We start from the raw sequence: 13,360 nt of genomic DNA on the forward strand, positions 1-13,360 counted from the left end.
GGGCCGGCGACATAACGCACGCGCACAAACAAAAACGGCGCCCGCACAAAGCAGGCGCCGTTTCCCATGTCTTCTTAATTAGAATTTGAAGCGGACATTCGCGGCCATGGTGCGCCCCTGAATGGAACGACCGATGGTTACCGTGTTCGGCGCGCCCGCGAAGAGCGATTCACGTCCGTCATTCGCAGATTCCGTGATACCCGCTTTGTCGAACAGGTTGTTCACGTTGAGCGAGAATTCCAGATTATCGGTCAGGTTCACCGCACCTGTCAGATGCACAACCGAATATCCCTTTTGGGTTAGCGTGTTCGCATCATTGGCAAAGCTGTCGCCTGTACCAATCCAGCTTGCCGAAAGGCGGACCTGATCCAAATTCACGCTGGGCGTTACGGCCCAGATCAAGCGGGCCTGACGCTGTGGCTGGTTCCCGATGAGTGCGCTGTTCGCTACACCTGCAGAATTGCGGGCGTCGGTGATTTCAGCATCGGTATAGGTCGCTGTCGCGTACAGATCGAATATGCCGTTCTTATAGAAAGCCTCGAGCTCAAGGCCCTTGGCGTCATATTTGCGGATCTGGCCGGTTGGTGGTGTGATCGTGATATTCGATTCCTCTGTCGTCGACAGGAACAATGTCCCGTAAACATCCAGCTTGCCGTTACCCAATTCGAGATCTTGCGCTTTAAAGCCGATTTCATACTGGTCGACCTTGTCGACATACGCGCCTTCTGCGCCAGCCAATAAGGCACCGCTTGTGTCGCGCACACCGAAATCCAAGGCGCGATCAAAGTTGAAGGATGCACCGCTGGATGCCCGGCCAAAGATCGAGAAGTTGTCGCCAAGCAGATAATTGGCACCCAACGACCATGCGAGGTTGTTCGCAGTGAGATCCGCCCGCGCATCGGCGACACCGGTGTTCAGCGAAACCGTTGCTTCAGACCCTGTGATCCGTCCATCGCCATTGACGTCAAACGGTGCACCTGCGCCGGATGTTCTGATGCCATTCTGGCGCATATTGTCATAACGAACGCTGGCATCGACGCTCAGATCGCCCGTTTTCACAGCCAACGCCGCAAAAGGCGAGCTGACTTGCGCCTCAAGATCATAATTACGGTTCGAACCGTCCCAACCAAAGGCTTGGTTAACGCCGGCAATGCCATTGATCGATCCAGGAACATTGATCAACGCAGCATCATTTTCGGTCGTCGTAACAAGGCGCGTCCAATGCCAGTCCTGCTTGAAATTTTGGTGCATGAAGAAATGCCCAACTGCGACATCAACGGTCGAACCGCCCATTTCAAAGGTCTTCGACAGACGGGCGTCATTTGCAAAGTTGCTCAGATCGTCGAGGTTGACGTCAAACACAGCTACTTCGGTTGCAAAGCCGTTGGGCAGATTTGACGATGTCACAGCCGTGCCTGCGCGTGGTCCGTTGAAATAGGTCGAACCCGCAAGCGAAGCCGCGTTCAAAGCGCCATAGCTAAAAAAGCCCAGAAACTGACCCGAGATATCCTGATAGCGCGACTTGGTCGACAATTCGATACCGCCACCAAGATCAAAATTGGTCTCAAGACCAATGGACTTCACTTTATGATGCAGACCGTCAGCGGTATCATAAGGCTCCAACTGGTTGCGTCCGTTTACGGCCAGACCATTGCGGGTCAGATTGCTGTAAAGGCTATGGTTGGCCGCGCTGAAATTGCCAAGGCTGGTGCCAACGACGCCGCTGGTCGCATCCCCCGTGCGCGAAACGAGCTGCGGGAAATAGGCCTGCTCTTTCTTGTCGATGACTTTACCCGTCAACCGGACATAGCCAGCGTCAAATTCTTTGGTCACGCTCAAGCGAATTTGGCCACCCGAAACAGGATCATATCCGGAGTTGCGATAGTCACCACCCTGTTGGAAGTGACCGCCGACGTGGAAATACAGGTCGTCTGCGATGTTCGCCCCATATTCGGCGTCAACACGATAATCGCTATGATCGAGGCCAATGCCGAAGCCAAGCGAGCCGCCGCCACTTTTGCCGGTCTTGCCGATCAGGTTGATGATACCGCCTGGGCCGTTGGTGGTGAGCGTCGAGGCCGTGCCGCCACGAACCGATTCCACGCGCGCCAAGGTCGTGTCTGACTTATAGAAACCATCGGCTGGCGCAAAAAGATGATCGCCAAACAGCAGGATGGGCAGGCCGTCTTCTTGAAGCGACAGGAATTTCGCGCCGCCGGTTGAGATCGGAATACCGCGCACGTTGATGTTGGAGTTACCACCACCCGACGAGCTCTCTGAACGGATACCCGGCAGCTGACGGAAAACTTCTGCAAGGTTGGTTGGATTGCTGTCTGCGATGGTATCAGCGCTCAAGGATGAAACGGAAATCGAGGTGTCGATTTTGTTTTGGCCCGCGGACGAAATCACGCCGGTGACAACAATGGCATCATTTTCTGCCGCGACTTCCTCGGGTTGCGCGGTTTGTGCATAGGCACTCGCGCTAAAAAAGGCTGTGGTAGCCACTGATGTCATCAAGACGCGATGGATCAACTTCATCTAAGATATCCTCCCTAATTTGCCATTCGTTCTGGCACAATTATTCACATTGTTCCTTATCGATATGCTTAAAAACAAACGATTGCAATAGCAAAATACAACCGATTGCAAAAATCACCAATGGATGAATTAATGTGAAAATATTCTTTATATTACAGAGTTTTATGTGATGTTGTGGAGAGAAGGAAAATCGCATCCTACGGGCGTCGCTGGATGCCCGTGGTTTTGAAATTAACCGCCGACCGTGCTGCCGCGAATCACAAGCTTTGTGGGCGTCAAGGTGGCGCGGACAGGATTGCCCGCAATCTTGTCGACAAGCGTATTGACCAAAATTTCGCCGCCCAATTTGATGTTCTGATCAATGGTGGTCAAGCCGGGAGAAATCATGGCCGCCTGTCCGATATTGTCATACCCCACAACAGCTACATCTTCGGGTACGCGAAGGCCTTTGGACTGCAAAGCATGGATTGCGGCAATGGCCAACACGTCGGATGCCGCAAAAACAGCATCAAAGCTTTCCGCACCTTCACATAAAGCCAGCATTTGACGATAGGCTTCATGCCCGTCAAAGGACGATCGTACATGCATCACGGAAGCGTCAGCGCCGTCACCCTTCCAAACGGACATCAAGCCATTGTACCGCAACTCGACCTCGGGAAGGTCTATGTCCCCCAGGAACACGACCCTGTGACGGCCGATATTCTTGAGATGCTCTCCGACAAGTCGTCCGCCCTCGAAATTATCGCTGCCGACCAGCGTATAATCGGCCGCCTCGATCATGCCGCCCCACACCACAACACGGTCGGCGGCATCACCCAAAGAACGCAATCTTTCAATGCGTCCGGCTTGGCCGATAACAATCAAGCCATCGGCTTTTCCGGACAATAATAAGCGCCGCTCGGCAATTTCCGACGGGCTGTTGGGCAGGTTGATGATGAGGTCATAATCAAATTTTGCCGCGGCCTGTGACACAGCAGCGATCATTTCCAGAAAGAATGGATCGGAGAGATTTTGTTGAGAACCCGGATAAACGGGGATCACGATACCCAATGTCTGGCTGGATTGCTTGCGCAGATTGCGCGCCCGGGCGTTGATCGCATAGCCGGTTTCATGCGCAAGCTTCAGGATATGGTCTTTGGTTTTACCATTGACCAACGGGCTGTCATTCAGCGCGCGGGAAACCGTGGAAATGTCAACGCCAGACAATTTCGCAAGGCCACTCATTGTCATCCGGCCCTGATTAGCCATCCGCTTCATTCACCCTTTTATCGTGCGAAAACTCGCTGAACCGCTCTTTTGCATCATGGCAAAGAACCCCTTCCTGCATCCTTACCCGCCAAAGGACTTTCTTTCAACCGGTGCCCGATTGCCTGCCTTGATGAACAATGTGGCCGCCGCCCCCATTATCATCAGTACGCCACCCAATAATAACACATTGCGCGGATCTCCACCGAGTAACGGGCGATAGATCAATGGCATTGTGAGCGACTGGATCAACATTGGTATCACGATGAACATGTTGAAAATGCCCATATAAATTCCGGTTCGATCCGCCGGAATGCAATCGGCCAGCATGACATAGGTATTGCCCATCATTCCGGCCCAGCCGATCCCGATACCGATCATCAGCACAAAAAGCGCCGCATGCGTATCAGCTCCCGGCAACAGCAACATGGCGATGCCCGATGCTGCCAAACACATGGCATGCGTCAGGCGCGCGCCCAATCGCGCAACAATGGGTATCAACAGCAATGCGCCCAAAAAGGCGATGAAATTATACAAAGCCCCGGCCTGCTGCGCGGTGAGCGTCGCGTCGCGAAAGGCGGCGCTGGTTGGATCGCTCGTGTCATAAATCGAACGGCCCACGGCAAAGCTGATATATTGCCAATACGCGAACATCGCATACCATTGGCACAACATAGCGACAGCCAATTGCCGCATCGGCTTTGGCATATCGCGGATAGCGTCCACGATTTCCATCATCGTTGCCTTCACCGTCATCGGCTTGGCATGGATGGCCGCTTTTTCCGCGTCGGTCAAAGGCAGCTCGGGCACACGCCAGAATGACCAAATAATCGTCGAAATAGACAGGATCGCGCCGATAATGAAAGCGATGCGGACAATGACCGGAATGCCGTTATCGTCGAGCACATCTTTGGCGACGAACGATGTCAGTAACGTGGGCGCAAGATAGGATAGCGTTTGCGCCAATCCGGTAAAGGCGCTTTGGGTCAGGAAACCCACGGCGCGTTGTTCCGGCGCTAATCGGTCGGCGACATAGGCCCGATAGGGTTCCATCGTAATATTATTGCCGGCATCCAATATCCAGAGCAGCGACGCCGCCATCCAGAGGGCCGCACTGTACGGCATCAGAAACAGGCAGATGCTGCACAGGATCGCACCAATGAGGAAATAGGGCGTCCGGCGGCCATAACGCGAGTTGGTCCGGTCACTCATCGCCCCAACAATGGGTTGAATGATAAGGCCCGTCATCGGCCCCGCGAGCCAAAGCAATGGCATCGTCGCCTCATCCGCCCCGAGGAAACCATATATTGGGCCCATATTGGCCTGTTGCAGACCGAAACTGAACTGCAGACCAAAAAAGCCAACGTTCATCTCGATGATTCTCAGGAGCGATAATCGCGGTTTGCCAGCGATTTGCATGTGATATCCTCCCCTAAATTCTGATCTATGGACAAGATATTTGCATAGTTTGCGAAGCCATGCAATCGTTTGCAGCATGTTTAAGTGGCTGCGAATTTTCCAATTTTCAGTTGGGAACAAACATAATGCTTCTGTGCGTGAATAAATGGATAGCTGTCGATTGGCAGTCTGGCCGCGTGGCCTTTGGCTACAAAATTTCAGGCCCCGGAGAACTCAGGGGCTTTTTCGTGAGATAGATGCCATATCAAGCGCCTCTCGCGTGAAGCCGCCCAAACCATCCGTCATAAGTTACGGAAATAAAGCGAGAAATATTACCCTAAGACGATAGTCTGTGATTACTGAAGATGTTGAGGACTTTCTGGTGCTGCTGGGGAGAATTGAACTCCCGACCTCGTCATTACCAAAGCAAGGGAAGACCGGCTGGAACATATAGAATTCTGACACTCAACCATCGTTGTCACAATATGATCGGCGAGCACAATACTCGTTGGCAACTCTTAACTGTTCCAGCGTAGACGGTGAAACTCTCTGCTTCGCAGCGCAGAGCTTCGCTTGAAACTTGTGTAAATTTGCATGGGCCTGTGCCCATTAACTGCTTTGCTGCAATGATGTGTGAGCCGAAGTGTTATACCCTTTTTATATCTTTCTGCGCGCCACGCAGCCATTTGATTTTAGCAGCAGCTTGGGAAATTGCGCTTGCACAACGGAGATGAGCGATTGGTCACAAGTAGCCACGATAGTGTTGGGCGATACTGACGCCAACTGGCGGACGTCGCTAGTCTGTTTAACATTACGCCCATTTTCCTGGGCGACCATAACATGGAACCGCAACTCAGGCGAATAATGGGGATCAATGGAGATACTTGTGCCTTTGTCTAAAACCAATATTGGCGCGTTCTGCGCTTTTAGGGAGTTGAGAAGGCGTCCATAACTTGCGCGCGGATAATCTAAATAAGGGTCGAGTATATTTATACGAAGGTGCACGGACTGCCCCATAGCTATTAAGAGCATTATTATCGGAGCGATGCGAATTATTAAGGCGCGGCGAGGAGAAACCGTGCCTGTTGCCACGTGAGTCTGCAAGTGGATGAGGCAAGCATGCACAGCGAGCGCTGCGGATATTGCAAGAAATGGATAGGCCGGAAGGTAATAGTGTTGGAGCTTCGTTGCAGTGATCGATACGATGAGAAGCATCCCGAGGGCGATGCACAGAGCATAGATCAACGCAAACCGTGTTCTGCGGTTTGCGATAGGAAGTGCAAATGGTGCAAGTAAAACTGACGTACCAAGGCTGAACCTGCCGTTGACGAATGTAGACACGAGATAATACCACGGTGGCCCTGAATGATTGTCTAACGCTTCACTGAAGCGGCCAGTAACGTCGTTAAAAATTGTCGCGTTCAGATACCCCGGTGCCACCTGTTCGCGCAGAAATAAGAAAGCGACCAGCGGCGCAAGTGCCAGTAGTCCGGCAACCAAATAACAAGGATGGGTAAACAAACGACGCCAACGTCTTGTTATCACGATGTATAAAAAAACACCCACAATTGGCGCGCCGCCGGCGACGCCCTTGGTCATCAAGGCAGCCGCTCCCAAAAATGCAGCAAGCAACACCCAGCTTATTGGCGCTCGTTGCCGGTGCAGGGCAAAGAATAATAGCATCAGGTAGCCAGTGGTAAAGAAGACGAGCAGTGCGTCATAATCGCCCGTCCGTGCGCCGTGTTCTCCAAAAAACCCACCGCTCATCGCAAGCACTAGCCCGCCAAATGTCGCTATCGCTACCGAGCCGGTAATTCTGCGGAGGAAGAGCATGACAAGAAGGATTGTTCCGAGCGAGCTTATGAGCGACGGTAACCGAGGCGCAAACTCCGTTGGACCCAGCAGCGCCATGGCACCCGTCATTAGCCAGACGAGTAGCGGCGGTTTGGTATTCCAGAGATCGGGTTCAAAATTATATGTTGTGACGAGACTAAGCCCACTTTGCCGCATCTCCATTGCATTGATGATTATTCGGCCTTCATCCCAAATAACAATTGGATGCGCCAGGCCGGCAAATAAAAGTAGAATCGTAAAATTTGCGATTACGGCCAATGCGAAGAATAGGTTCCCATTCACCGGCATGGAAGCGTTGCCCCGCAACGGCATTACGTTGGCTCTTTGTCGGTGCTGGAATAAAGGCTGATCTGACATAGTGTCATATCCGCCGTTGCCGAAAACGACGCTACGGGACAGCAGATAAAATAATACGGAGTAAACTGCCAATCCTAAAAGATGGGCAACAGGTTGATCTACGAAGCCGATGACACGGAGGGATGTCAGGACAAGGAGATTAGCCAAATAGGCGACACTAAAGACGCACAAATAAGCGATGATTTCGCGAAATGAGCGCTGGTTTTTGCAGGAGAAGGTCCAATAACGATTCAAGCTATAGGACATTACCATTCCAAAGCCGTAGCCAAGGGCGTTTGCAGCGTAATCATTGAAGCCCATGGCTAGGGCTGCAACGATGATAGTATAACCGATCGCCGTGTTTAAGAATCCAACCAAGCCAAATTTTAAAGCAGTCATTGTAGTGACAGTTAATTTGCAGTTAATGAATATTGAGCGCCAAAAGGAATTCGAACAAGCGCAGGCTCCAAGACCCTCAGCGCTCTAAGATATCCAGGGAAAAACATGCGGTAATTTTTGCTTATGTTGGTAAAACCTGCCGCAAGCAGTCGCCGCCGCATCTCCGTCGCGCTGATTAGCACGGCATTTTTGTCAAAGGGACAATTATTGACCGCGTGCACGGTGAGCGGATTCCAGGGATTATGCTCAAATAGTATAAAAATACCGTCTACGTTCAAGCGTTTGCGAATTTGAGAAAGCAGCGCAACTTGCTGTTCTGCAGGGATATGGTGAAACACACAGGAGGTGAATATCAAATCATAATTGCCAAGCTCATCTGGAATATGTTCGCCATCATAATTGCAAAAGTCTACTCGCGTGGATAATTCATTCCTACATAGATCTAGCGAACGCGGCGAAACATCCAGACAAGTGATATGGGCTTCTGGAAAATTCGTGCGTAGTGGTTTTAGCGAATTGCCGATGCCAGCGCCAAAATCCATGATGCGACGCACCTTCAATTGCCGCCTATCTGCTATCTTGCGTACATCTTCAATTTTGTATTTTGCAAAATATCCTACATCGTCACCGCTCAGGCGAACGGAGCGAGCATGTTGCGCTTTATATTCAGAAGCTACCGCATCGAATTCCACCTCACCCATTTACCATTCTCCTAATGCGTTGTTGGATTAGGTGAACGGGATTCTCTCGCTCAACCCCAATCTGGCAGGAGCGGACTTCTTGTATAATGAACAGAGGCCGATGCTTTGCTTCCATGTACATGCGACCAAGATATTCGCCAAAAATACCCAGCATTAGCAGCTGCAAACTTCCTAGAATTAACACTAGAGCTGCGATACTGGCCCAGCCGCCGACTGTCTGTCCGGTGAAATATGAAATAACCACCCACCCCAGCGTCAACAGACCAAACAATCCTGCTATCAAACCAAGATGTGCAGTTAGGCGTAAAGGAATGGTAGAAAAACTCGTCACCGCATCCACGGCAAAAGAAATCATTTTTTTGAGCGGGTAGTTGCTTTTTCCAGCATGGCGGGCGTCCCGTTCATAAGGAAAGGCGGCTTGCGCGAAGCCCACCCAGCTCACCATGCCCCTGATGAAACGATAGCGTTCCGGCATGGCATTAAGTTCTTCGACCACACGCCTGCTCATAAGTCTGAAATCGCCAGTGTCGCACGGTATTTGAATGTCAACTAGCTTCCCGAGTATGCGGTAAAAGATGTTCGCAGATGCGCGCTTGAGTACTGTTTCCCCGGCTCGGCTAAGTCGCTGACCGTATACGACATCATACCCTTCTTGCATTTTGCTGAGCATCGGACCCAATAATTCTGGCGGATCTTGCAAATCAGCATCCATTACCATGACTATATCTCCACGGCATATTTGCAATCCGGCGCTAAGCGCGAGTTGATGACCATAATTGCGTGCTAGATTAACCCCCACTACATGCTGAGAATTGCCTGCAATTCCTGCAATCATGGACCAAGTATGATCTTTCGATCCATCATTGACCAAAACAATTTCAAAACTGTTTGAAGCGAACTGCATACAAGCTGCTTCCACGCGCTCAACAAGGGTGGTTATATTTTCTTGTTCGTTAAAGCATGGAATAACAACCGAGACAGCGGGCGTATGTTTAATCTGATGTCGACCCAATGCACACACTCCTTTGCAGGAATACCTAACCGTGCCCGTTTAAAAATTTGTTAACGCTGTTTGATAATCGCATACCTTCCGTTAACTCTGCTAATTTTATACGTAATGTGTATCCGTCGCCCGATGGAAGGCCGTGATCAAGTAAGCAAGCCTGCTTGTATTCGTCTATCATCTGAAGCGGCTGTAACTAAACGGCAATCCGCTGAAGAAACTTGGACGGATTGTTGACTTTGACGTGTTACGTTCAGCCATGGAAAATGCGCTTCGCTTTTCGGATAGTATAAGGTCGCTCGTTCGTCCTATGTGCGGGTGGCGATTTTCAAGGCACTTAGCCGCGATCCCAGTTGAGCAAGCCCGATCAAATTCCTTTGAAGCCCCACAGCTGGCTACGTGTTGCACTCCCGTAAGAGGCGGATTAACTTTAGGGGATAAGCCATGGTGCTGCTGGGGAGGATTGAACTCCCGACCTCGTCATTACCAATGACGCGCTCTACCACTGAGCTACAGCAGCATACACCGAAGGTGCGGCCCTATGCGAAGGGACGGGGCAGTTGTCAAGCGGCTTGCGCCTTTGCGGGCGATTTGGCATCGGGTGCGTGAACAGGCAGGATGGATCGGAGAAGGCACTTGGCAAAAGACGCGCAAGACAAAGAGCGGATTAAGGCCGAACGGTTGCGCGAAGCCCTGCGTGCGAATCTGCGCCGTCGTAAAGCAAAGCCGCAAAACCAAGAACCGGACGCTCCGAAGGCATAACCGCCGAACGGCAGATCCGGGGCGATGGCTGCCGTGAAATAACTGCGATTGATAGCGACAAAAAAAGACCCGCTGTGAAGCGGGTCTAAAAGGAAAAGACCTCCTGTTTTTCAACGACGGAGCTCTCGGGTCGCGCTGGCATAATGCAGAAGTTTGGCAAAATCGGATTGGACGGAATCATCATCACCCCATAAAATTCCAACATTTGCGGCCAAAATGTTCTTGGTCAGCTTTATGAACGTAATCCTGCCGTTGCACCTTGCGCGCGACTCGTGAATAGCACCGCAATGTTTTACCGACTTGCACGCCCCTTTTTGTTTCAGGCAGATGCCGAAACCGCACACAATATGTCGCTTACGGCGCTGAAAATGCTGCCGATCCCGTCTATGGGAACGCAGGAGGCGGCTTTGCAGCAAAGCTTTGCCGGGCTGCGCTTTGCAAATCCCGTTGGCCTGGCGCCGGGCTATGACAAAAATGCCGAAGTACCCGTTGAGATCATGCGCCTTGGCTTTGGGTTTACCGAGGTCGGCACGTTAACGCCGTTGCCGCAGGCGGGTAACCCAAAACCGCGCTTGTTTCGGCTGGTCGAGGACGCAGCGGTCATCAACCGCATGGGTTTCAACAATGAAGGCCAAGCGGCGGCTATCGCGCGACTGCAGAATATTCCGGACACGGCATTGGCGGGGCCGCTGGGCATCAATATCGGCGCCAATAAAGACAGCGCTGACCGCATTGCCGATTATGTCATCGGTGTGCGCAATATGGAGCCTCTGGCCGATTATTTGACCGTCAACATCAGCTCACCCAATACGCCCGGGCTACGTGCGCTGCAGGACAAGGCTGCGCTGGATGATCTGTTGGCGCAGGTTATGGCGGCGCGGTCGCGGGCAACGCCGGTCTTCCTGAAAGTCGCGCCGGATCTGCAACCCGCCGACATTGACGATATTGTTCACGTCGCGATGGCGCGCGGTGTTGCGGCCTTGATCGTATCGAACACCACCATTTCGCGGCCAGACCTGCAATCGAAACATGCAGGCGAAACCGGTGGCCTGTCGGGCGCACCGTTGCGAGATCTTGCGCAACAACGCCTCATCGATTTTCGCACGGCGAGCGGTGGCAAGCTGGGCTTGATTGGTGTCGGCGGCATTGCCTCTGCCGAAGATGCCTATGCGCGCATCCGTGCGGGCGCATCTTTGGTGCAAATTTACAGTGCGCTTGTGTATCACGGCCCCGGACTGGCGCTTAATATCAACCGGCAATTGCTGAAACTTTTGCAGCGCGACGGGTTTGCCAATATCTCCGACGCCGTGGGGGCTGACGCGTAAATCCGGACTTGGCATTGCCGTGTAAACGGGGCTAGGTATCGAGCATGAAAAAATTGTCCTTCGCGATCAGCGCACTCGTCCTTGCCGCTCAACCGGTTTTTGCCGAAAATGTCGGCGTCACATCATCGGCCGACCCCCGTGTTACCGAAGCGGGGATGGAAATGTTGCGTCAGGGTGGTTCCGCTGCCGATGCGGCGATGGCCATGATGTTGGCGCTGACCGTCGTTGAACCGCAATCAAGCGGCATTGGTGGCGGCGGCTTCCTTTTGTATCAGGACAGCGCAAAGGGCGTATTGTCGACAATCAACGGGCGCGAGACGGCGCCAGCCGCGGCGACACCCGATCGTTTTGTCGGACCAGACGGTAAAGCGCTCGGCTTCCTTGAGGCCTTTCAGGGCGGACGTTCCGTGGGCGTTCCCGGCAATGTTCAGCTTATGGCGGAAACCCACCGCAAATGGGGCAAGCTGTCTTGGGCGAAGATTTTCAAGCCCGCCATCCGCCTTGCCGACAAAGGGTTCATCGTCAACAAGACGCTTGAATCACGGCTGAAGGGCATTCAGCCGCTTTGGTCTAACTTTGATGCTGCGCGTGCGATTTATTGGCGCAACGGCGCGCCCGTGACCGCAGGTATGACGCTTAAGAATCCTGAACTTGCCGCGACCATGAAGTTGCTGGCGAAAAAGGGACCCAATGCATTTTACACCGGCCCCATCGCCAACCAGATTGTAAGTGCGGTTACGACGAGCAAGCTTAGCCCCGGCGACATGACCATGACGGACCTTGCGCAATATCGCGCAAAGGAACAGCAAGCTGTTTGCGCGCCGTACCGCGTCTATGTGGTGTGCGGCATGGCCCCGCCTTCATCAGGCGCGACAACAGTGTTGCAAATATTGGGCACGTTGCAGCGGTTTGACTTGGCAGCATCCGGCAAAAACAGCCCCCAAAGCTGGCACCTGATTGGTCAGGCGATGCAGCTGGCCTATGCCGACCGCGAAAAATATCTGGCGGATGATGCGTTTGTAAATGTGCCGGTCGCAGGGCTTTTGAACCCCGAATATATAAAAGAGCGTTCCGCGCTCATTGACCCTGAAAAGGCGCGCACGGACTATCCGGCAGGGAACCCGCCCGGCGCGATGCCGCGCACGGCGGCCATTTCAAGCGAAGTTGCCGGTACAACGCATTTCACCGCAGTCGATCGCAGCGGCAATATCGCCAATATGACATCGACGATTGAGGGGCCGTTTGGCAGCCAGCTGGTCGCGGGCGGCTTTTTCTTGAACAACGAATTGACCGACTTCACCTTTTCACCCGAAAAGAATGGCGCGCCAGTGGCCAACCGCGTGATGGGCGGAAAACGGCCATTGTCGTCCATGTCCCCCACGATTGTGTTTGATCGTGATGGCCGGGCGGTTCTTGCATTGGGTTCAGCAGGCGGAAAACGCATCATCATGCATGTGACCAAGACGCTGATTGGCGTCATCGACTTTGGCCTTCCGCTTGATCAAGCGATTGCGCTGCCAAATATCTTTTTTGGCAGTGGCGGTCTTGAGGTTGAACAAAATACCATGCTTTCGGCGATGTCTGATGGGCTCAGCAAATTTGGACAACCGGTTCGCCCTGTCGATCTGGGTTCAAAAGTTAACGGCGCGCAGCTTGTCGGCAATAGCTGGACAGGGGCTTCCGATCCACGCAGCGAGGGGACATCGTCCACCATCGACGCCAAGGGTAAGGTGAAAGTAACCGTGCCGCGATTGGTTGATGAGGCACCGACCGAGGATGTCGGTTAACGCTAACGGCAC

8 protein-coding genes and 1 tRNA gene are annotated in these 13,360 nt (G+C 52.7%); 2 read left to right on the forward strand and 7 right to left on the reverse strand.

The genetic code is table 11. The annotated features are described in order from the left end of the window. Positions 1–78: 78 nt before the first annotated feature. The 7 genes from GGR91_RS01980 to GGR91_RS02010 form a co-directional block, all read right to left on the reverse strand. On the reverse strand, positions 79–2,514 hold the full coding sequence (locus tag GGR91_RS01980) for a TonB-dependent receptor domain-containing protein (protein WP_246337015.1): 2,436 nt from the start codon (positions 2,512–2,514) through the stop codon (positions 79–81). A 255-nt stretch (positions 2,515–2,769) separates the two neighbouring features. Further along, a complete protein-coding gene (locus GGR91_RS01985; protein WP_246337016.1) occupies positions 2,770–3,795 on the reverse strand; it encodes a LacI family DNA-binding transcriptional regulator in 1,026 nt (341 codons plus the stop codon). Positions 3,796–3,867: 72 nt separating this feature from the next. Continuing rightward, positions 3,868–5,202 carry an MFS transporter gene (locus tag GGR91_RS01990; protein ID WP_183939540.1) on the reverse strand — a complete coding sequence of 445 codons (1,335 nt, stop codon included), beginning with the start codon at positions 5,200–5,202 and terminating at the stop codon, positions 3,868–3,870. Positions 5,203–5,838: 636 nt separating this feature from the next. Then, positions 5,839–7,770 carry a GtrA family protein gene (locus GGR91_RS01995; protein ID WP_183939542.1) on the reverse strand — a complete coding sequence of 644 codons (1,932 nt, stop codon included), beginning with the start codon at positions 7,768–7,770 and terminating at the stop codon, positions 5,839–5,841. 11 nt (positions 7,771–7,781) lie between these two features. Then, on the reverse strand, positions 7,782–8,471 hold the full coding sequence (locus GGR91_RS02000) for a class I SAM-dependent methyltransferase (RefSeq protein WP_183939545.1): 690 nt from the start codon (positions 8,469–8,471) through the stop codon (positions 7,782–7,784). Further along, positions 8,464–9,483, reverse strand: a complete 1,020-nt coding sequence (locus tag GGR91_RS02005; RefSeq protein WP_183939547.1) for a glycosyltransferase — start codon at positions 9,481–9,483, stop codon at positions 8,464–8,466. Before GGR91_RS02005 ends, GGR91_RS02000 begins: the two co-directional genes overlap by 8 nt. Positions 9,484–9,919: 436 nt before the next feature. Beyond that, a tRNA-Thr gene (locus tag GGR91_RS02010) sits at positions 9,920–9,994 on the reverse strand. Positions 9,995–10,523: 529 nt separating this feature from the next. Between GGR91_RS02010 and GGR91_RS02015 the strand changes: the two genes are divergently transcribed. Continuing rightward, positions 10,524–11,561: a quinone-dependent dihydroorotate dehydrogenase gene (locus tag GGR91_RS02015; RefSeq protein ID WP_183941510.1), complete on the forward strand. Its 1,038-nt coding sequence runs from the start codon at positions 10,524–10,526 to the stop codon at positions 11,559–11,561. A gap of 44 nt (positions 11,562–11,605) precedes the next feature. Next, the gene (gene ggt, locus GGR91_RS02020; protein ID WP_183939549.1) at positions 11,606–13,348 is read left to right on the forward strand and encodes a gamma-glutamyltransferase; all 1,743 of its coding nucleotides are present in this window, start codon (positions 11,606–11,608) and stop codon (positions 13,346–13,348) included. Positions 13,349–13,360: the final 12 nt, after the last annotated feature.

It is taken from the genome of Sphingorhabdus rigui, assembly GCF_014196595.1.
Classification (GTDB): domain Bacteria; phylum Pseudomonadota; class Alphaproteobacteria; order Sphingomonadales; family Sphingomonadaceae; genus Sphingorhabdus_B; species Sphingorhabdus_B rigui.

What these genes read in the sequence shown, in the direction of transcription:
- GGR91_RS01980 (WP_246337015.1), bottom strand. Translation starts at nt 2,514, where the DNA reads ATGACATCAGTGGCTACCACAGCCTTTTTTAGCGCGAGTGCCTATGCA.
- GGR91_RS01985 (WP_246337016.1), bottom strand. Translation starts at nt 3,795, where the DNA reads ATGAAGCGGATGGCTAATCAGGGCCGGATGACAATGAGTGGCCTTGCG.
- GGR91_RS01990 (WP_183939540.1), bottom strand. Translation starts at nt 5,202, where the DNA reads ATGCAAATCGCTGGCAAACCGCGATTATCGCTCCTGAGAATCATCGAG.
- GGR91_RS01995 (WP_183939542.1), bottom strand. Translation starts at nt 7,770, where the DNA reads ATGACTGCTTTAAAATTTGGCTTGGTTGGATTCTTAAACACGGCGATC.
- GGR91_RS02000 (WP_183939545.1), bottom strand. Translation starts at nt 8,471, where the DNA reads ATGGGTGAGGTGGAATTCGATGCGGTAGCTTCTGAATATAAAGCGCAA.
- GGR91_RS02015 (WP_183941510.1), top strand. Translation starts at nt 10,524, where the DNA reads ATGTTTTACCGACTTGCACGCCCCTTTTTGTTTCAGGCAGATGCCGAA.
- ggt (WP_183939549.1), top strand. Translation starts at nt 11,606, where the DNA reads ATGAAAAAATTGTCCTTCGCGATCAGCGCACTCGTCCTTGCCGCTCAA.